The 19,598-nt window shown below is 72.1% G+C and carries 15 protein-coding genes; 5 read left to right on the forward strand and 10 right to left on the reverse strand.

All coding sequences use genetic code 11. The annotated features are described in order from the left end of the window. Positions 1-103: 103 nt before the first annotated feature. Together Ari01nite_RS15340 and Ari01nite_RS15345 are read left to right on the forward strand one after the other, a co-directional pair. Positions 104-616, forward strand: coding sequence for a SigE family RNA polymerase sigma factor (locus tag Ari01nite_RS15340; protein ID WP_203781904.1), 513 nt, complete (start codon positions 104-106; stop codon positions 614-616). Positions 617-648: 32 nt separating this feature from the next. Beyond that, positions 649-1,932, forward strand: coding sequence for a hypothetical protein (locus Ari01nite_RS15345; protein WP_203781905.1), 1,284 nt, complete (start codon positions 649-651; stop codon positions 1,930-1,932). Between the two features lie 153 nt (positions 1,933-2,085). On the opposite strand, the gene Ari01nite_RS15350 is transcribed toward Ari01nite_RS15345, so the two are convergent. Next, complete coding sequence (locus Ari01nite_RS15350; RefSeq protein ID WP_203781906.1) at positions 2,086-2,751, reverse strand: DUF4360 domain-containing protein; 666 nt, start codon at positions 2,749-2,751, stop codon at positions 2,086-2,088. 358 nt (positions 2,752-3,109) lie between these two features. On the opposite strand from Ari01nite_RS15350, the gene Ari01nite_RS15355 reads away from it, so the two are divergent. The 3 genes from Ari01nite_RS15355 (at position 3,110) to Ari01nite_RS15365 (ending at position 8,595) form a co-directional block, all read left to right on the forward strand. Then, positions 3,110-3,772, forward strand: a complete 663-nt coding sequence (locus Ari01nite_RS15355; RefSeq protein WP_203781907.1) for a DUF4360 domain-containing protein — start codon at positions 3,110-3,112, stop codon at positions 3,770-3,772. A 500-nt stretch (positions 3,773-4,272) separates the two neighbouring features. Beyond that, positions 4,273-6,093 (forward strand): RICIN domain-containing protein, encoded by a 1,821-nt coding sequence (locus tag Ari01nite_RS15360; protein WP_203781908.1) that lies wholly within the window; start codon positions 4,273-4,275, stop codon positions 6,091-6,093. Positions 6,094-6,201: 108 nt separating this feature from the next. Then, positions 6,202-8,595, forward strand: a complete 2,394-nt coding sequence (locus Ari01nite_RS15365; protein WP_203781909.1) for a rhamnogalacturonan lyase family protein — start codon at positions 6,202-6,204, stop codon at positions 8,593-8,595. A 16-nt stretch (positions 8,596-8,611) separates the two neighbouring features. Here Ari01nite_RS15365 and fadD8 read toward each other — a convergent pair whose 3' ends face one another. The 9 genes from fadD8 to Ari01nite_RS15410 all read right to left on the reverse strand — a co-directional run bounded on the left by fadD8 (position 8,612) and on the right by Ari01nite_RS15410 (position 19,525). Continuing rightward, positions 8,612-10,198 (reverse strand): fatty-acid--CoA ligase FadD8, encoded by a 1,587-nt coding sequence (gene fadD8 / locus Ari01nite_RS15370; RefSeq protein WP_203781910.1) that lies wholly within the window; start codon positions 10,196-10,198, stop codon positions 8,612-8,614. Between the two features lie 17 nt (positions 10,199-10,215). Further along, a complete protein-coding gene (locus tag Ari01nite_RS15375; protein ID WP_203781911.1) occupies positions 10,216-11,391 on the reverse strand; it encodes a thiolase C-terminal domain-containing protein in 1,176 nt (391 codons plus the stop codon). Beyond that, positions 11,388-12,518 carry a thiolase family protein gene (locus tag Ari01nite_RS15380; RefSeq protein WP_203782001.1) on the reverse strand — a complete coding sequence of 377 codons (1,131 nt, stop codon included), beginning with the start codon at positions 12,516-12,518 and terminating at the stop codon, positions 11,388-11,390. The genes Ari01nite_RS15375 and Ari01nite_RS15380 overlap by 4 nt, the downstream gene beginning before the upstream one ends. Before the next feature lie 14 nt (positions 12,519-12,532). Further along, on the reverse strand, positions 12,533-13,573 hold the full coding sequence (locus tag Ari01nite_RS15385) for a thiolase family protein (protein WP_203781912.1): 1,041 nt from the start codon (positions 13,571-13,573) through the stop codon (positions 12,533-12,535). Beyond that, a complete protein-coding gene (locus tag Ari01nite_RS15390) occupies positions 13,566-14,018 on the reverse strand; it encodes a Zn-ribbon domain-containing OB-fold protein (protein WP_203781913.1) in 453 nt (150 codons plus the stop codon). The genes Ari01nite_RS15385 and Ari01nite_RS15390 overlap by 8 nt, the downstream gene beginning before the upstream one ends. After that, a complete protein-coding gene (locus Ari01nite_RS15395) occupies positions 14,015-14,443 on the reverse strand; it encodes a PhlB family protein (protein WP_203781914.1) in 429 nt (142 codons plus the stop codon). Before Ari01nite_RS15395 ends, Ari01nite_RS15390 begins: the two co-directional genes overlap by 4 nt. After that, entirely contained in the window at positions 14,440-15,219 is a 780-nt protein-coding gene (locus tag Ari01nite_RS15400) for an SDR family NAD(P)-dependent oxidoreductase (protein ID WP_203781915.1), read from the reverse strand. Before Ari01nite_RS15400 ends, Ari01nite_RS15395 begins: the two co-directional genes overlap by 4 nt. Beyond that, positions 15,216-16,661: an aldehyde dehydrogenase gene (locus tag Ari01nite_RS15405; protein WP_203781916.1), complete on the reverse strand. Its 1,446-nt coding sequence runs from the start codon at positions 16,659-16,661 to the stop codon at positions 15,216-15,218. Before Ari01nite_RS15405 ends, Ari01nite_RS15400 begins: the two co-directional genes overlap by 4 nt. Before the next feature lie 80 nt (positions 16,662-16,741). After that, positions 16,742-19,525: an AfsR/SARP family transcriptional regulator gene (locus tag Ari01nite_RS15410; RefSeq protein ID WP_203781917.1), complete on the reverse strand. Its 2,784-nt coding sequence runs from the start codon at positions 19,523-19,525 to the stop codon at positions 16,742-16,744. Positions 19,526-19,598: the final 73 nt, after the last annotated feature.

A 19,598-nucleotide genomic window follows, 5' to 3' on the forward strand; every position in this document is an offset into this window, starting at 1 on the left:
GGCCGGTGGCCGTAGGCTGCCGCGGAGATCTTCCGGCATCTGACAACCGGGCGACCGGCCGTCCCCGTCTGAGGGTTGATGACCCGACGGAGGGGCGAGACGAATGCGGGACGGTTCGGAAGCGGAGTACACCGAGTACGTCACGGCGCGGATACCCGTGCTGCGGCGGCTGGCGTACGTGCTGACCGGCGACGGGCACCGGGCCGACGACCTGGTGCAGCAGACCATCACCACGCTGTACGTGAAGTGGCACCGGGCACAGCACGCGGACAACCTGGACGCGTACGTGCGCACCATGCTGGTCCGGACGTACGTGGACGAGCGGAGGCTGGCCTGGGCCCGGGTCCGGCTGTTCCGCGAGACCCCCGAGCCGCCACCGGTGCAGGCCGGCGGCGTCGAGGACCGCCATGTGCTGCGGCAGGCGCTGCACCGGGTGCCCCGCCGCCAGCGGGCCGTGCTGGTGCTGCGCTTCTTCTACGACCTGTCGGTCGAGGAGGTGGCCGCGATGCTCGGCTGCTCGACCGGCACGGTCAAGAGCCAGACCTCGCGGGGACTGGCCACCCTGCGCCGTCTGCTCGGCGAACGAGCATTCGCCGATTTCTCCGCGATGGGCTGATTTTCCCCGTGATGACCCAGAGGAGTCGATAGATGCCATCCGAAGCTGACCTGTTTCGGGCGCTCGACGACGAGCCGCCCACCCCGTCGACCGTGAGCGTCCAGCGCGCCATCGCCACCGGACGCCGCCACCGGGCGCGCCGCAACGCCGGGTACGCCGGAGCGGCCGCGCTGACCGCGGTCGCCGTCGCCGGCGTCTCGGTGGCCGGCAACCTGGTGGCCGGGCCGCCGGGTCAGCCCGCCGCCACGGGGCCGACCCCGTCGAAGACCGTGCCGTCGAAGGCTGGGCCGTCCGAGGCGCCGGCCAAGCCCGCCTACACCATTCCGGGTACCCCCGGCTGGAACGCGCCCCCCGCGTCGCCGCCGTCCCGCTGCACCATCGAGAAGCTGCCGGTGCCCAGGAACGTGCGGATGGCGCTGATCTCCGGCGCCGACCCCACCGGCCGCTACCTGGTCGGGCGCTCCTACCCGCCGGGCGGCGGCTACCAGGCGGTCATCTGGGCGGACGGCAAAGGCCGCGAGGTGCCGCTGCCCGGCGACTCGGAGGAGCTGCTCACCGACGCCAACTCGGCCGGTGTCGCGGTCGGCTGGAGCTACACCGAGAAGGGCCAGCTCCCGTACGTCTACCGCGACGGCAAGGTCAGCAAGCTGCCCGGCGTGAAGGAGGGCCAGGCGATCGCCATCAACGAGGCCGGCGCGATCGTGGGGGACAGCGGCGGCCCCGGCGGCGGGCGGGTGCTGGTCTGGCCGTCGCCCACGGCCAAGCCGATCAAGCTGCCGCTGCCGGCGGGCGCGCAGTCGGCGTCGGCCGGTGACATCGACGAGGACGGCACCGTGGTCGGCATGCTCGACTATGAGACCCCGTACGTGTGGTTCGCCGACGGCACCCACCGCGAACTACCGGTGCCGGACATCGACGGCAAGCCGGCCGAGACCGCGAGCGTCATCGGCGTCCGCAACGGCTGGGCCATCGGCACCGCCACCAACGGCATGGGCCGGAAAGGCGAGGGCGCGGAGGGCGGAAAGATGGTCTCGGTGCGCTGGAACATCCGCACCGGCGAGGTCCAGGAGCTGGCCGGCCGGGTGCGCTCGCTGGATGCGGTGAACGCACAGGGGTGGGTGATCGGCACCGGCGCCGAGGGCCATGCGGTGCTGGCGGCCGGTGGTACCACGGTGAAGCTGCCCGCGCTGGCCGCCCACCAGCCGGACGGCCTGTCGAACATCGCGAACGCCCTCTCGGACGACGGCCGGACGATTGCCGGCCAGTCCGACGACGCGTCCGGCACGATCCGCGCAGTCATTTGGCGGTGTCAATGATTGAAACCCGTTTTCCCGGTAACAGGTAGCTGTAACGGAATTCAGAGACCGTTTTTGAACACGCCGATAGCGCCGGCCGGACTTTCCCGGCCGGCGCTAGTGCGCCGGTAAGAGTCTTACCGGGTTACGTGGACGTGCTCCCTACTTCGTGGTTCAGCTGCTCGGGCAGGTCGCCCACTGGAAGTGGTAGACCGTGTTGATGGCACCGTCGGTCGAGTCCATCGAGATGAAGGACGTCGTCTTCTTGGGGTCCGAGGTACCGGCCGAGACGCGCAGCTCGGTGTTGATGTTCAGGTTGCGCAGCGCACCACACGGGTGCCAGACCATGGCGGCGATCGGAACCTCGTCCGAGGTCTGCCAGTCGTCGGCCAGCGGGCCGGCGAACGGGTGGCTCGTGTACGCCGTTTGCGACGAACCCTGGAAGTAGTAGTTCGCCCGCTGCACGGCGCTGGCGCCGTTCTCGATCGAGGCGAAGCCGCGGTAGTCCACCTTGCTGATCGCGTAGGTGAAGCCCTGCGGCACGTGTACAACCAGGTTGAGCTGGCAGTTCTTGCGGAAATCGGTGGTGGTGGCCCCGACGCCGACCTGCGCGATGTAGTTCGAGTAGGTGACGGTGAAGGCCTCGTTGTCGGGCGACATCGCGACCGCTGCGGTCCCGACCGGGCAGCCGGAGCCGTTGACCGTCACCACGTCGATGACGATGCGGTCCTGCGGCGGCGGCACCGGTAGAACGATGCCGATCGCCTTGGCCGGGCTGGCGAACAATGTGGTCGCCAGGACGACCAGCATTGCGCAGCCCAGGTACATAGCCTTGCGCATTTGGACTCCTTCCAAAAAAGACCTGCGGCAAGCCTCCGCGATGTCGCCATGCTATTTAGACAATCGATGGCCGTCAATGTATGATGTTGGACTCCACCGATCATTAGATCGGGCAGCCCCCCAGAATGGCAGCGACCGGCACGAGCAGGCAAGAATCCGATCAGGCTAGACCGCCCGGGCGGTCGTCGTCGACTGAACGGCGGTTTAAAAGATCTTCATCGCGGGTTGCCGCGGTCCGGGTTTTCGGCGCCGGTCGCGAAGGGTCCTTGTTGTAGGCCCCGGGCGCGGCTAGCATCCTCGCAAGACATTAATGTCGATCAATACGTCTGCTGTTTAGACCGCCCAGGAAGGATCCCCCATGACCTTCAGGCTGACCGGCGCGAGGTGGGCCGCACTCGTGTCCGCGGTGGCTCTCTCCACCACGCTTATCCCGAGCGCTGCGCTCGGGGCCGGCGCTGCCGAGGATCTGTCCGCACCCCCGAGCGGGCGCATCACGCTCGATGTGCAGACGGTGAACGGTTCCGGCTGCCCAGCCGGCACGGCATCGGTAAGTATGCTCCCCGACAACACCGGCTTCAAGATCAACTACTCCAATTTCCGGGCTGAGGACGGTGGGACTGCCGACCCCACCGCTTTCCGCAAGAACTGCCAGGTGAACCTCAACGTGCACATCCCGCAGGGCTTCACCTTCGCGGTCGCACGGGCGGATCACTGGGGTCGCCTGCATCTGGAGGCCGGTGCGACCGCGTTGGAACGGTCGAACTACTACTACCAGGGTTCGGCCGAGAACAACTTCGTCGACCATGCGTTCACCGGGCCGCTGTCCGGCACCTGGCGGGCGACCGACATCACGCCGGTCGCCGAGTTGGTGTACTCGCCCTGTGGCGAGACCCGCAACCTGAACATCAACAGTGAGTTGCGGGTGAACTCCGGCACCTCGACCGGTCGGAACTACATCTCGATGCGTGCCTCCGACGGTGAGGTCTACACGCTCGTGCAGTTCCAGTGGAAGCAGTGCTGATCGCACTTCCTTCACACCGCGAAGGCTCCGTCGACCGACGGAGCCTTCGCGATTTTCCGGGACCGGAACTGGGCTGGTTCGCCGCCGCCGGAGAGTGACCAGGCTCGACGATCCGTGCAGGTTACGACGCGTACGGTAATTACGTCAAGCTGAGAAATAAATTCTACCTGGCCGACGTCTGGGGCATTGACCTCGGTCTCTGGTCGTATCTACCGTGAGCGGCGGGTGCACGCCCGCATGCCTCACTCATCGTTGCCGCGCAGGGGAGTACCAGCGCGACAGGGCATCGATAGACGTAGATATGCATGCCAATGGAGCTTTACCGCGGCGACGCTGCGCGGACCCACTGTGCGGTCCTGGCGCGGTGACGCACGGGTGCGGTGGCCGGCGGGCTGGCCGGTCACCGCACCCGCCGTACCTCGATGGCGAATTTCGGTGATCGGGGCCACCTGCGGAGCATCTACACATTGGTGACCGTCACTACCAGGTAGGGGAGACTCATGCGATCGCGAATAGCTGCCGCCGTGGCCGTGGCCGCGGCCGTGCCGATCGGGGTGATCGCGGTGATGACCACGTCGTCGCTGGCCGCCACCGCGCCCGTCGCCGGCGGGGTGTACACCGTGGTTCCCGGCGCCAGCGGCAAGTGCATCGAGGTGGCCGGCGGGTCGGCCGCCGACGCCGCCCTGCTGGTCCAGCTGGCCTGCAGCGCCGGCGCCACCAAGCAGCAGTGGCAGGTGGTGGCCCGCGCCGGCGGACAGTTCAACCTGGTCAACGGCAGCAGCGGCCGGTGCGTCGACGTGCCCGGCTCGGCGGTCACCTCGAACCTCCAGCTGCAGCAGTACGGCTGCGGCGACGGCACCAAGACCAACCAGCTCTGGACCTTCACCGGGTCCACCGCGGCGTCCGGCAAATACCTGATCCGGAACGTGGCGACCGGGCTGTGCGTGAGCACCCGGGACGGCTCGACCGCGGGCAACAACCCGATCGTCCAGGAGACCTGCTCCGACATCGCCCGGATGCAGCAGTCCTTCAACTACGTGTCCGGGGCGACGACGAGCCCGACCACACCGCCGACGACCGGCCCGACTACTCCGGCCCCGACGACGCCGGCCCCGACCGGTCCGGTGCTCGCCTTCCCCGGCGCGGTGGGCTTCGGCGCGGCGGCCACCGGCGGCCGGGGCGGCTCGATCTACCACGTGACCAACCTGAACGACTCCGGCGCGGGCTCGTTCCGGGATGCGGTCAGCCAGCCCAACCGGATCGTGGTCTTCGACGTCGGCGGCTACATCCGGCTCACCTCGACCGTGCTGGTGAAGAGCAACATCACGATCGCCGGGCAGACCGCACCGGGCGGCGGCACCGGCGTGATGGGCGGCGAGGTCTCGTTCAACAGCGCCAAGAACGTGATCGTCCGCAACTTCCGGTTCCGCCAGGGCGACCTCGACCCGGTGCACGACAACAACGCCATGAACTGGCTGGACGCCAGCAACATGATCTTCGACCACGTGTCGATCGAGTTCGGCCGGTGGAACAACATCGGCGCCGTCCGGGCCTCGAACATCACGTTCCAGTACTCGATCAACGCGAACCCGATCGGCCAGCAGTTCGGCGCGCACACCGAGACCGGGCCGTACACCTGGTGGCGCAACCTCTGGGCCAACTCGCACGGCCGCAACCCGCTGGCCAAGGGCAACACCCAGTTCATCAACAACGTGGTCTACAACTACCAGGCCGGCTACACCGCCGGTAACTCGAGCGGCCACTTCCTGCACGACGTGGTGAGCAACTACTTCATCACCGGGCCGCGCACGACCAGCGCGTCGAACTACTACTACCAGATGGGCAACCAGACGGTTTTCAACCGCGACAACCTCTGGGACAGCAACCGGGACGGCTCGCTGAACGGCGTCGCCGGCGCGGTCCGGGCCGGTGCCACCGAGATGGCCTCGCCCTGGTCGGCCACCACCACCTCGATCCCCACGCTGGCCGCCACGGCCGGCTACAACGAGGTGATGGCGAAGGCCGGCGCGCTGCCCCGGGACGGGGTCGACAACGTCGTTCTGGCCGACATCCGCTCGCTCGGCACGACCGGCAACTTGTGGGCCTCGCAGACCGCCACCGGCCTGGGCAACAGCGGTTACGGCACGCTCGCGAGCGGCACCGCCCCGGCCGACACCGACCGGGACGGCATGCCCAACGCCTGGGAGACGAAGTACGGGCTGAACCCGTCGGCCAACGACGCCGGCGGCGACTTCGACGGCTCCGGCTACACCAACATCGAGAAGTACGTCAACGGCCTGATGGACGGCCGGTACCCGTAATTTCTGTTGTCGCCCGGCTCCGGCGACATCTACCGCAGTGCGGCCCTCCGTCCGTTCCCCACCCGGAGGGCCGCGCTGTCGGACGTCCTCCCCCTTGAAAGGAACGTCATGCTCAGAGATCTGCCCAGGCGGCGCCGCCGCGGGGTGATCGCGGCCGGCGCCGCCATCGTCGCCGTGCCGATCGGGTTCGTAGCAGTCTCGATGCTGCCCGCTTCGGCCGCGGTCGCTCCGGTCGCCAACGGCATCTACACGCTGGTCCCCGGGGCCAGCGGCAAGTGCGTCAACGTCACCGGTGCGTCGGTCGACAATTCGGCGCTGCTCGTCCAGGCCGCCTGCGCGGCCGGCACCACCAGCCAGCAGTGGAAGGCCGTGGGCGGTGCCAGCGGCCAGTTCAACCTGGCCAACGTCAACAGCACCCGGTGCATCGACGTGCCCAGCTCGTCCACCACCTCGGGCACCCAGCTGCAGCAGTACGGCTGCGGCGACGGCACCAAGACCAACCAGCTGTGGACGTTCACCGCCTCCACCGTGGCCGCCGGCAAATACCTGGTCAAGAGCGTGGCGACCGGCCTGTGCCTGAGCACCAGGGACGGCTCCACGGCCGGCAACAACCCGATCGTGCAGGAGACCTGCTCCGACATCTCCCGGATGCAGATCGCGTTCAACTACGTCTCCGGCCCGACCACGGGGCCCACCACCGGCCCGACGACGCCGCCGACCACCGGCCCGACCACCCCGCCGCCGTCGGGCAGCGGCAAGCAGGTCGAGGATCTCGACCGCGGCGTGGTCAGCGTCCGGTCCGGCAGCGCGAACCTGGTTTCCTGGCGGCTGCTCGGCACCGAGCCCGCGTCCACCGGCTTCAACGTGTACCGGGCCGGCACCAAGGTGAACTCCAGCCCGATCACCAACTCGACGAACTACCTCGACTCCGGGGCGGCGGCCGGGGTGTCCTACACCGTGCGCGCCGTGGGCGCCGACGGCACCGAGGGCGCGGACTCGCCGGCCTCGCTGTCGTTCGCGAACGGCTACTTCGACGTGCGGATGCAGATCCCGCCGGGCGGCACGACGCCGTCGGGCGAGGCGTACACCTACTCGGCGAACGACGCGTCGGTGGGTGACCTGGACGGCGACGGCCAGTACGAGATCATCGTGAAGTGGGACCCGTCCAACGCCAAGGACAACTCGCAGTCCGGCTACACGGGCAAGGTGTTCGTCGACGCATACAAGCTCAACGGCACCCGGCTGTGGCGCATCGACCTGGGCATCAACATCCGGGCGGGCGCGCACTACACCCAGTTCCAGGTGTACGACTACGACGGCGACGGCAAGGCCGAGGTCGCCATGAAGACCGCTGACGGCACCCGCTCCGGCACCGGCGTGGTCATCGGCAGCTCGTCCGCCGACCACCGCAACTCCGGCGGCTACGTGTTGTCCGGGCCGGAGTTCCTGACCATGTTCAACGGCCAGACCGGCGCCGCGATGTCGACGGTCAACTACAACCCCGGCCGTGGCACCGTGTCGTCCTGGGGCGACTCCTACGGCAACCGGGTCGACCGGTTCCTGGCCGGCACCGCCTACCTGGACGGAACCCGGCCGAGTCTGATCATGGCGCGGGGTTACTACACCCGGGCGACGATCGCGGCCTGGGACTTCCGCAACGGCTCGCTGACCCAGCGCTGGTTCTACGACTCCGGCAACAGCAACGTCGGCGCCTACGGCCAGGGCAACCACCAGCTGTCGATCGCCGACGCGGACGGCGACGGCAAGGACGAGGTCATGTACGGCGCGGCGGCGATCAACGACAACGGGTCGCTGATGTGGCGCTCGGGCCTGGGCCACGGCGACGCCCTGCACGTGGGCGACCTGAACCCGGCCCGCGCGGGCCTGGAGGTCTACCGGCCGTCGGAGAGCACTTCGCAGCCGACCGACGCGATGCTCGACGCCCGCACGGGCGCGGTCATCTGGTCGCACCCGTCCTGCGGCTGCGACAACGGCCGGGCCGTGGCCGGCGACGTCTACGCCGGCAGCGCCGGCGCGGAGTCCTGGTCGTCCTCGGTGGCCAACCTGACCAGCGCCACCGGCGGCGCGCTGGGCCGCAAGCCGTCCTCGTCGAACTTCCTGATCTGGTGGGACGGCGACCCGGTGCGTGAGCTGCTCGACCAGACGCGGATCGACAAGTACGGCACCAGCGCCGACACCCGGCTGCTCACCGCGTCCGGGGTGGCGTCGAACAACGGCACCAAGGCCACCCCGGCGCTGTCCGGCGACATCCTCGGCGACTGGCGTGAGGAGGTGATCTGGCGGACCACCGACTCGTCGGCGCTGCGAATCTACGCCACTCCGACGCAGACCGACCGCCGGATACACACCCTGGCGCACGACCCGCAGTACCGGGTCGCGCTCGCCTGGCAGAACACCGCCTACAACCAGCCGCCGCACCCGAGTTTCTTCCTGGGTAACGGCATGGCCAACCCGCCGCAGCCGAACGTCTACGTGCGCTGAGGTAAACGCCGTTCAGTCATCCCCGGGCCGTCGGTGGCTCCCGGCCCGGGGAACTGAACGAGGCCCGCAGCGCCTTCTTGTCGGGCTTGCCGAGGGCGGTCAGCGGCAGCCGATCGGTGACGATCACGTTCTTGGGCACATGCACGGGACCCTTGCGGTCGCGTACGGCCGCCTTGATCTCCTCGGTCAGACGGCCCGACGCCGAAACGCCCGGCCGGAGCACCACCACCGCGGTGACCGCCTCACCCCAGGTGGAATCGGGTACGCCGATGACACCGACCTGTGCGACGGCCGGGTGCCCGGCCACCGCGTCCTCCACCTCGCGCGGAAAGACGTTGAAGCCGCCTGTCACGATCATGTCCTTGACCCGGTCCACGATGTGCCAGAAGCCGTCCTCGTCCTGGCGCGCCACGTCGCCGGTCCGCAGCCAGCCGTCCCGGAACGCCTCGGCGGTCGCGTCCGGCTTGTTCCGGTAACCGGCGGCCAGCAGCGGCCCGGCCACACAGATCTCGCCCGGCTCGCCCGGCGCCACCCGGTTGCCGGCCTCGTCCAGCAGCGCGGTGCGCAGGAACGCGGACGGCCGGCCGCACGAGCTGAGCCGCGCGTCGTCGTGCTCGTGCCGGGCCAGGTAGCTGATCGCCATCGGCGCCTCGGTCTGCCCGTAGAACTGCGCGAAGATCGGGCCGAACCGGTCGATCGCCTCGCGCAGCCGGACCGGGTTGATCGCCGCGGCGCCGTAGTAGACGGTCGCCAGGCTGGACAGGTCGCGGGTGGCCGCGTCCGGGTGGTCCAGCAGCGCGTACAGCATGGTCGGCACCAGCATGGTGGCCGTGATCCGCTGTTCCTCGACGGTGCGCAGCACCTCGGCCGGGTCGAACCGGGGCAGCACCACCATCGACCCGCCCTTGATCAGCGTGGGCACGAAGAACGCGGCCCCGGCGTGCGACAGCGGCGTGCACACCAGGAAGCGCGGCTCCGGCGGCCACTCCCACTCGGCCAGCTGGATCTGGCACATGGTCAGCATCGAGTGGGCGGTGCCGGTGACGCCCTTCGGCTTGCCGGTGGTGCCGCCGGTGTAGGTGACCGAGACGATGTGGTCCGGCGGCAGGTCGGCCGGCCGCAGCGGCTGCGGCTCGAACCCGGCCGCCACCGCGGTGAGGTCGACCGCGCCGGCGCCCGCCAGCGCGCCCGGCACCGGCCCGATGGTGAGCACCTGCTTGAGGCAGGGCACCCGTTCGAGCAGGCCGAGCGCCCGGTCCGCGAACAGCGGATCCACGATCAGGGTACCGATCGCGGCGTCGTCGAGCGCGTAGGCGTGGTCGTCCAGCGAGCCCAGCGGGTGCAGGGCGGTCCGCCGCGAGCCCAGCATCTGGCTGGCCCCGATGATCAGCAGCACCTCCGGCCGGTTCGTGGCCAGCAGTGCCGCGGCGCCGTCGGTGCCCACGCCGAGCGACTGGAACGCCTGGACGTACCGGCTCATCGCGGCGGCGGTCGCGGCGCCGGTCAGTGTGGTGTCGCCGAGTTCCAGCACCGGGCGGTCGCGGTGCCGGGCGAGCGCCGCGGCGACCAGATGACCCAGGTGATTCGGCTGCCGAAGCCCCATGTTCGCCTCCTGTGTGACTAATTGAGCGATCCGGCCTGGTAGAGCGTCACCACGCAGGCGCCGCCCAGGCCGAGGTTGTGCGCCAGCCCCAGCCGGCAGCCGGGCACCTGGCGGTCGCCGGCGGTGCCGCGCAGCTGCCAGACCAGCTCCGCGCACTGGGCGAGGCCGGTGGCGCCCAGCGGGTGTCCCTTCGAGATCAGGCCGCCGGACGGGTTGACCACCCACCGGCCGCCGTAGCCGGTGGCGCCGTCGCGGATCAGCGCCGCGCTCTCGCCCGGCGCGCACATGCCCAGGGCCTCGTACGTGAGCAGCTCGTTGATCGAGAAGCAGTCGTGCAGCTCGACCACGTCCACGTCGTCGATGCCGGCGCCCGCCTCGGCCAGCGCGGCTCGGGCCGCGCGCCGGGTCATCCCGCTCCCCACCACGTCGATCGCCGCACCGGCGAACGCGTCCGGCTCGTCGGTGACCAGCTGCTGCGCCGCGATCCGCACCGGCCGGCCCGCGACCCGGCCGAGAAGGCGCTCGCTGACCAGCACGGCCGCCGCGGCGCCGTCGGACATCGGCGAGCACTGGCTGCGGGTCAGCGGCCCGGCCACCGGCTTGTCGGCCAGCACCTCGTCGAGGGTGAACGGCCGGCGGTACTGGGCGAGCGGGTTACGGGTGGAGTGCCCGTGGTTCTTGACCGCCACCCGGGCCAGGTCGGCGGCCGTGGTCCCGTACGTGCTCATGTGTTCCTGGGCGGCCTGGGCGAAAAGCCAGGCGGTGAGCGGGGTGCCGCCGGTGGGTGGCGGGCCGAGCGCGGCGAGGTGCCGGTCGATCGTGGACACTCCGGACGCGGTGCCGGACAAGGCGTCCCGGGTCATCTGCTCGAAACCCACCGCGAGCGCCACGTCGGCCTGGCCGCCCTGGATCCACTCGCGGGCGAGCATCAGGGCGGTCGAGCCGGTGGCGCAGTTGTTGCTCACGTTGACCACCGGGATGCCGGTCGGGCCCAGGTCGTAGAGGGCGCGCTGACCGGCCGCGGACGGCTGGAACACGTAACCCACCGCGGCCCGCTGCACCTGCCGCCACTCCAGACCGGCGTCGGCCAGCGCGGCGCGCACGGCGGTGCCGACCATGTCCGGGTACGCGACCGGGCCGCCGATCCGCACGAACGGCGTCATCCCCACCCCGGCCACATGGACGCCGGTCACGTGGGTGCCTCGCTGCCGACCACCCACAGCGCGTGGAACTGGGAGGCGCCGCCCATCGCGTGACCCAGCGCCCGGCGTACCCCGTCAATCTGGTGTTCCCCGGCGAGCCCGCGCACCTGCAGCGCCGCCTCGGCGAAGCGCAGCAGCCCGGTGGCGCCGGTCGGGTTGCCGGCCAGCACGCCGCCGGACGGGTTCACCGGCAGGTCGCCGCCGAACGCGGTGCGGTCCTCGTCGACCAGCCGCCAGCCCCGGTGCTCGGCGGCCAGCCCCAGGTTCTCCAGCCACATCGGCTCGTACCAGCTGTACGGGACGTAGAGCTCGGCCACGTCGATGTCGCGGGCCGGGTCGGTGATGCCGGCCTGCCGGTAGGCCTCGGCCGCGCAGTCCCGGCCGGCCCGCGGGTTGACCTCGTCCCGGCCGGCGAAGTGCCCGGTCTCGGTGCGGAAGGCCATCCCGTGTATCCAGGCCGGCCGGCCGGTGACGTGCCGCGCGTCGGTGATCACCACGGCGCACGAGCCGTCCGAGGACGGGCACGACTCCAGATACCGGATCGGATCCCAGAGCATCGGCGAGTCGCGCACCTCCTGCACGGTGAGGCCGGCCTTCCGGAGATGGGCGTACGGGTTGAGCGCCGCGTTGCGCCGGTGGTTGACCGCCACCTTCCAGCCGATGTGCTCGGGCGCGCCGGACCGGCGGATGTATTCCCGGATCACCGGCGCGAAGTGCCCGCCCGCGCCCGCGCCGAGGTGCGCGCTGAACGGCAGCCCGCGGGACAGCGCCCAGGTGAAGTTCCCCTCCGACTCCTTCGAGTAGGCGACCACCAGCACCCGCCGGGCCAGCCCGGCCGACACCAGGTGCGCGCCGTGGATCGCCGCGTGCCCGCCCACGCTGCCGCCGGTGAACACCCGGGTCACCGGCAGGCCGACGGCGCCCATCGCGTCGGCCAGGTACAGCTCCGGGTTCATCACGCCGTCGAACAGGTCGGGGGTCTTGCTCAGCACCACCGCGTCGATGTCGGCGAACCCGACTCCGGCGTCGGCCAGCGCGGCGTCCACCGCCTCGCGGACCAGCGCGCCGATGGTGACCTCGCGGCGCTTGGCCTGCCGGCTCTGCCCGATGCCGACCACGGCGAGCGGCGCGCTCACGGTGAACCCGCCAGCAGGCACACCAGGTTGTGCTGCAGCACCGGGCCGTTGGTGGCATGGGCGGCCGTACGCTCGGCGGTTCCGGCCAGGATCCGGCGGGCCGCCTCGCCGATCCGGATCAGGCCGGTGGCGGTGGCCGGCCGCCCGGCCAGCGGCCCGCCGGACGGGTTGACCTCGGTGGTCGCGGTGAGTCCGAGCGCGTCGGCCAGCAGCGGCTCCTGATGGCTGTATTCAGTGTGCAGCTCGGCCACCTCGGTCTCGGCGGCGGTGAAGCCGGCCATCTCGGCGGCGCGGGCGGCGGCCAGCTCCGCCGACGGCGACCGGGTCAGGTCGCGGCAACCGGGGTAGTGCGTGTCCATCCGGTGGTCGAGGCCGCGCACCCAGGCGGGACGTTCGGCCAGCCGGCGCGCGGCCGGCTCGGCGGCCAGTACCAGCACGGCGGTCGCGTCGCCGGACGGCGCCACGTCGTGCGCCCGCAGCGGGCTGGCCACGTATGGCGCGGCCAGCAGCTCGTCCACGGTGTACCGGCCCGCCAGGCAGCGGGCCACCACCTCGGCCATCTGCCGCTCGCTGACGCGCCCGGCGTCGATCAGCGCGGCGGCCTGCAGACCGGCCAGCGCGTCCCGGTGCGGGCGCAGCGGCGCGAGCAGGTACGGGTCGAGCTGGGCCGGCATGATCTGGTCGAGGTCGGCGGCCAGCGAGCCGCGGCCGATGCCGTACACCAGCGCCACCTCGCCCTCGCCCAGCTGGAGCCAGGACCAGGCCTCGGCGAACGCCCAGGCCGCGTCCATCTCGACGTGCGACTCGGCGATCGGCGGCCAGGCGCCGACCGCGTCCAGCGACTCGATGTAGGCGAAGGTGCGGCCCTCGTAGAAGTCGTGGCTGCCGGAGGCGACGAAGTCGACCTCGGAACGGTCCAGGCCGGCGGCGTCCAGCGCCGCGCGCAGCACCGGCAGCACCGACTCGGCCATGTCGTGCTCGCGGTCGGCGACCACGAACGGCGACCGGGCGAACGCCACCACCGCGACGTCACGCACCGGGCACCGGCCGGAAGTAGCGGATGCTCGCGGTGGACGTGTCCGGCGCGCCCCACACCGGCTCGACCGGCAGACCGATCCGCACCCGGTCCGGCGCGATCTCCCGCACGAGGTGCATGAGCCGGTTGTCGGCGCCGGTCAGCCGGATGTGCGCCACCACGTACGGCGGCTCGTGCGCCTGACCCGGGAACGGGAAGTTGACCACGCAGAACGTCGACACCACGCCGTCGCCGGGCAGCTCGAACGGCGGCCCGACCGGCTCCAGGCAGCGCGCGCAGAACTCCGGTGCGGGCGCGTAGACCCGGGAACAGCCGGGGCAGCGGCGGGCCAGCAGCCGCCGCCCGGCCAGTCCGCGCAGGAACGCCGACCGCCCGGTCCCGGCCACGTACGTGTAGTCCATCCGCAACGGCCCGGCCATGCTGGTGACCGGCTCGGGCAGGGTCACCGGACCGGCTCGAAACACTCGAGGTCGCGCAGGTCGCCGACCCGTTCCGGCCGCCACCTGGCCCGCACCCGCAGGCCGGTCGCCATCCGGCCGGGGACGCCGCCGGTGTCGACCGCGTGGAAGAACGTCCCGGCCGTGCCGTCGATCGCCACCAGGGCCCAGGCGAAGTCGTGCGGCACCGGGTCGCCCGGGCGGCCCGGCACCCAGGTCCAGCAGGTGACCATGCCGACCGGGACCAGCTCGACCAGTTCGCCGGTGGCGGCGCCGGTGACCGGGTCGAACTCGAGCGGCGGGCAGAGCACCCCGCGCGCGGTGCGCACGCCGAACAGCCGGGCGTCCCGCAGCCCGCCGAGAAAGGTGCCGATCTTCGGCCCCACGGTCCGCCGGAACGGGAACTCGACGGTGTACGGCGCGGTCAGGCTCATCGCGCCGCCCGCCGCTCGTACTCCCGCCGGCCGTCTGACCCGATCGCGCCCAGCACCACGTCGTCCGCGCCGGAGACGCGCTGCAGCCAGTCGCCGAACCGCCGGCCGGCCAGCGACCCGACCCGCAGCAGCACGCCCACCTGGGCCGGCACGTACACCTCGGGCCGGGGCCGGCGCAGCACGCCCAGCACGGCCCGGCCCACCCGGCGGGGGTCGATCGGCCGGTAGCCGCGCACCGCGATGCCGGCAGACAGGTCGGTGGCGACCAGGCCGGGCAGCACACAGGACACCTCGACGCCGGTGCCGCGCAGTTCGGTGCGCAGCGCCGCCGAGAACGCCAGCATCCCCGCCTTGCTGGCCGCGTAGGTGGCGGCGCCCGGGTTGGGGGCCCGGGCGGCCACCGAGGCCACGTTGACGATGTGCCCGCCACCGCGCGGCAGCATCCGGCGCACCGCCTCGCGGCTGCCGTGGATCACCGCGTGCAGGTTGACCGCCAGGATCCGGGCGGTGGTCTCGTCCGGCTCGTCGGCGACCCGGGACAGCGGCATGATCCCGGCGTTGTTGACCAGCACGCCGAGCGGGCCGAGCCGCTCCTCGGCGGCGTCCAGGAAGGCGGTGAACGCGGCGCGGTCGGACACGTCCAGCGGCAGGGCCGCTCCGGTTGGCTCGATGTCGCCGACCACGACCTGATAACCGGCCGCGGCGAGCGCGGCCGCGGTGGCGGCGCCGATGCCGCGGGCACCGCCGGTCACCACCGCGGTGCGCGGCGGGGTCATCCGAGCGGGAGGCAGATCGACTTCAGTTCGACGTACGCGTCGAGGCCCTCGGGACCGAACTCGCGTCCGATGCCGCTGGCCTTGAACCCGCCGAACGGCGCGTTGAAGTCCAGCAGGTACTGGTTGATGCCGAGGGTCCCGGTGCGCACCCGGCGGGCCACGTCGACGCCGTGCTCCACGTCGGCCGTCCACACCGTGCCGGCCAGCCCGTACTCGGAGTCGTTGGCGATCCGGACCGCCTCGTCCTCGTCGTCGTACGGGATCACGCAGAGCACCGGCCCGAAGATCTCCTCGCGCGCGATGCGCATGTCGTTGTGCACGTCGGCGAACACCGTCGGCCGCACGTACCAGCCGGTGTCCAGGCCGTCCGGCATGCCCGGGCCGCCGGTCACCAGCCGGGCGCCCTCGTCCTGGCCGAGGCGCAGGTACGACTCGACGCGCTCCTGCTGCCGGCGGGCCACCATCGGCCCGATGTAGTTGGCCATGTCCAGCGGGTCGCCGACGGACAGCCCCGAAACCATGCCGGCGACCGCGCCGACCACCTCGTCGTAGCGGCTGCGCGGTGCGAGCACCCGGCTCTGCGCGATGCACGCCTGCCCGCTGTTCATCAGCGCGGCCATCTGCAGCCCCTGCGCCACCTGGTCCGGGTCGGCGTCGTCGAGCACGATGGCGGCCGACTTGCCGCCCAGTTCCAGGGTGACCCGCCGCAGGTCGTTGCCGCAGACGGCGGCGATCCGCCGGCCCGCCGCGGTGGACCCGGTGAACGCGATCTTGTCGACTCCCGGGTGCCGGACCAGGTGCTCGCCCACCTCGCGGCCGGCCGGCAGCACGCTGACCACGCCCTCGGGCAGCCCGGCCTGGTCGAGGATCTCGCCCAGCACCAGCCCCGACACGGGCGTCTCGGGCGCCGGCTTGAGCACCACGGTGCAGCCGGCGAGCAGGGCCGGCACCAGCTTCGCGACCGTCACGAAGTGCGGCACGTTCCACGGCGTGATCATCCCGGCCACGCCCACCGGTTCCCGCCGGACGATCACCGGGGTGCCGAACGAGCCGGTGCGCCGCTCCTCGAACGGGTACTGCTCGGCGGCGTTCAGGAAGCCGTCCAGCGCCATCAGGGTGGCGCCGACCTGCCCCACGTGTGAGAACCAGAGCGGCGCACCCATCTCGGTGCTGATCAGCTCGGCGAGTTCCTCCTGCCGGGCCAGGTACGCGGCGGCGAACCGGCGCACCGCGGCGATCCGCTCGGCCGGCGGGGTGTGCGGCCACGGCCCCTCGTCGAACGCCGTGCGTGCCGCCGCGACCGCCCGGTCCACGTCCTCCTCGGTGGCCTCCGGCGCGCTGCCCACCGGCTCGGCGGTGTGCGGCGACACCACCCGGATCCGCCGGTCGCTCGCCGGCGCCACCCACCGGCCGCCGACGTAGAGCTCCTTGTATTCCAGCATCGCCCGGGCACCCCCAGAACTAGAACGTGTTCTGGTGACTCTACAACGATGGCCGTAGCGTGAAACAGATTGACCTGAAGTCAGGATGAAACAAGTTCCAGCGACAGCGCGAACGCGACGGCCTGGTCCGGGGTCATCGCCGCGCCGCGGGCGGTGGCGGCGGCGAAGTCCGGACCCAGCGCGGCGGCCGTCTCGGCCATCCGGGCCGCGTCGGTGCCGAACGCCGGCGGACCGGCCGTGGCCACCGCGGCCAGCAGGGTGGCGGCGTCCGCCCGCGCGCCGGTCTCGGCCAGCAGGTAGCCCAGGTTGCGCAGGGTCGTCCACTGGTGGTGCCACACCTGCATGGCGTGCCAGGCGGCCACCGTGCGGCGGAACGCGGCCAGCGCCGCCGCGGTCTCGCCGGTGCGTGCGAGGAGGGCGGCCAGGCTGACCTCGGCGATGGTGGCGGCGAACTGGTCGCGTACCGAGGTGGCCAGTGCCACCGCCTCCTCGTAGCGCGGGCGGGCGGCGGCCGGGTCGATCAGGGCCAGCGCCTCGGCCTGGCCGTAGACGGCCCACGCGGTCAGGCTCGGGTTGCCGGTTTCCCGGGCGGCCACCAGGTTGTCGGCGGCGATGGCCAGGCCGGCCGCCGGGTCGCCGGCGTACGTGCGGGCCAGGCCGCGGTACAGGAAGGCCTCGCTGACCCGGACCCGGTCCTGATGCGCGCGGGCCAGCCGCAGCGAGACGCCGGCCAGGTCGTAGCAGTCGTCCAGCCGGCCCTCGTAGAGCGCCACCGCGGTCAGCACCTTCTGCAGCGGCAGGCGGCGCTCGTCGTCCGGGTCGCCGAGGCCGGCCAGCGCGCGGTCGGCCAGATCGCGGGCACCGGCCAGGTCGCCGCGCAGGGTGCGGCCCTCGCCGACCGTGCCGCACACCGCCGGATAGGCCGGATGGCCGGCAGCGCCGGGCAGCGACAGCGCGGTCTCGCCCCACGACACCACCTCGTCGCGGAACTGGTAGAGCACGTAGTAGTACAGCCCCGCGGACAGCCGCAGCGCCAGGTCGGCGTCGGCGCGCCCGACCGCCCACCGGTGGGCCGCGCGCAGATTGCCGTATTCGGCGTCGAGCAGCCTGGTCCACCGGCCCTGGCCGGGGCCGCCCAGTTCGGAGTGGGCCCGCAGCGCCAGCCCGGTGTAGTACTCAGCGTGCGCGTGCCGCAACGCGTCCTGCTCGCCGCGCTCGGCCAGCAGCGCCCCGCCGTACTCGCGCAGCGTCTCGAGCATCGTGTAGCGGGTCTCGCCGGCCGCCGGTCCGATCCCGATCAGCGAGCTGTCCACCAGCGCGGACAGGCCGTCCAGGTCGCCACCGCACACCCGTTCGGCGGCGGCCGGCGTCCAGCTGCCGGCGAAGACCGACAGGCGCGCCAGCAGGTCCTGGTCGGCGGGGGAGAGCAGGGCAAAAGACCAGTCCAGTACGGAACGCAGGGTGCGGTGCCGGGCGACCGGGGCGGAGCGGGGCGCGGTCAGCACGGCGAACCGGTCGTCCATCCGGGCGGCCAGGTCGGCCGGGTTCAGCGAGCGGATCCGGGCCGCGGCCAGTTCGATGGCCAGCGGCAGCCCGTCCAGGCTGCGGCACATGTCGGTGACCTGGTGCAGGGTTTCGTCGTCCGGCCGGAAATCCGGCCGCACGGCCGAGGCGCGAGCCAGGAAGAGGCGTACGGCATCCGGGGTCGGCAGCGGCTTGGTGGGGTGCAGGCATTCACCGGGTACGCCGAGCGGGGTGCGGCTGGTGGCCAGCACGGTGACCCGGGGACAGCGGCGCAGCACGGCGTCGACCAGCCGGGCCGCCTCGTCCAGCAGGTGCTCGCAGTTGTCCACCACCAGCAGCAGTTCCCGGGACCCGAGGTAGGCGAGCAGCGAGTCCTCCAGGCCGCGACCCGGCTGCTGGATCGCGCCGGTCGCGGTGGCCAGCGCCGGCAGCACGTCGGCGGCCGCGGTGACCGGGGCCAGCTCGCCGAACGCCACCCCGTCCGGGAACCGGGCGGCGACCGCCTCGGCGCTGCCCAGCGCCAGCCGGGTCTTGCCGACACCGCCCAGCCCGGTCAGCGTCACCAGCCGGTGCGCGGCCAGCGCGTCCGCCACGGCGGCCACCTCCTCGAGCCGGCCGACCAGGGGCGATGTCGCAGCCGGCAGGCCCCGGACCGGTGCCAGTGACGTGTCCTGGCGCAGGATCGCGGTCTCCAGGTCGCGCAGTTCCGCCGACGGGGTCACGCCCAGTTCCTCGTCGAGCCGGTCGCGGAACGCGCGGAACACGGCCAGCGCCTCGGCGTGCCGGCCGTCCCGGTACAGCGCCCGCATGAGCTGCCCGACCGGGCGTTCACGCAGCGGGTGTGCGGTCGCGTGCGCCTCGATCTCGCCGGCCAGACCGCTTTCACCCAGCCCCAGCCGGGCCTCGACGAGATCCTCGACCGCGGCCAGCCGGAGCCCCTCCAGGCGGACCGCCTCGGCGCGGGCGAACTCGTCGTCGGCAAATTCGGCGTACGCCGGGCCGCGCCACAGCGCGAGAGCCCGCTCCAGGGCGTCCCGCGGGTCCGTGGCGGCGCGGGCCTCGGCCAGCAGATCCTCGAACCGGGCCGCGTCGGTGCCCGCCCGCACCAGATAACCGGGCGCCGCCGTGATCAGCACGTCGCCGGGGAGCACGGAACGCAGCCGGGACACGTACGCGTGCAGGGTCGAGGTCGCGGTGGCCGGCACCCGGTCGCCCCAGAGCACGTCGATCAGCCGGTCGGCGGACACCACCGTGCCGGCCTGTACCAGCAGGGCGGCGAGCAGGCGGCGCTGCTGCCTGCTGCCCAGCTGGACGTCGCCCGCCCGCAAGGGCCCCAGCACCCCGAACTCCATGGCCGTCCCTTCGCGCAAGCGCGGCGCAACCGAGCCGCAAGGCCGCGCGGCAATCGTGGTC

The sequence above is a fragment of the Paractinoplanes rishiriensis genome, from assembly GCF_016862375.1.
GTDB classification, from domain to species: Bacteria; Actinomycetota; Actinomycetes; order Mycobacteriales; family Micromonosporaceae; genus Actinoplanes; species Actinoplanes rishiriensis.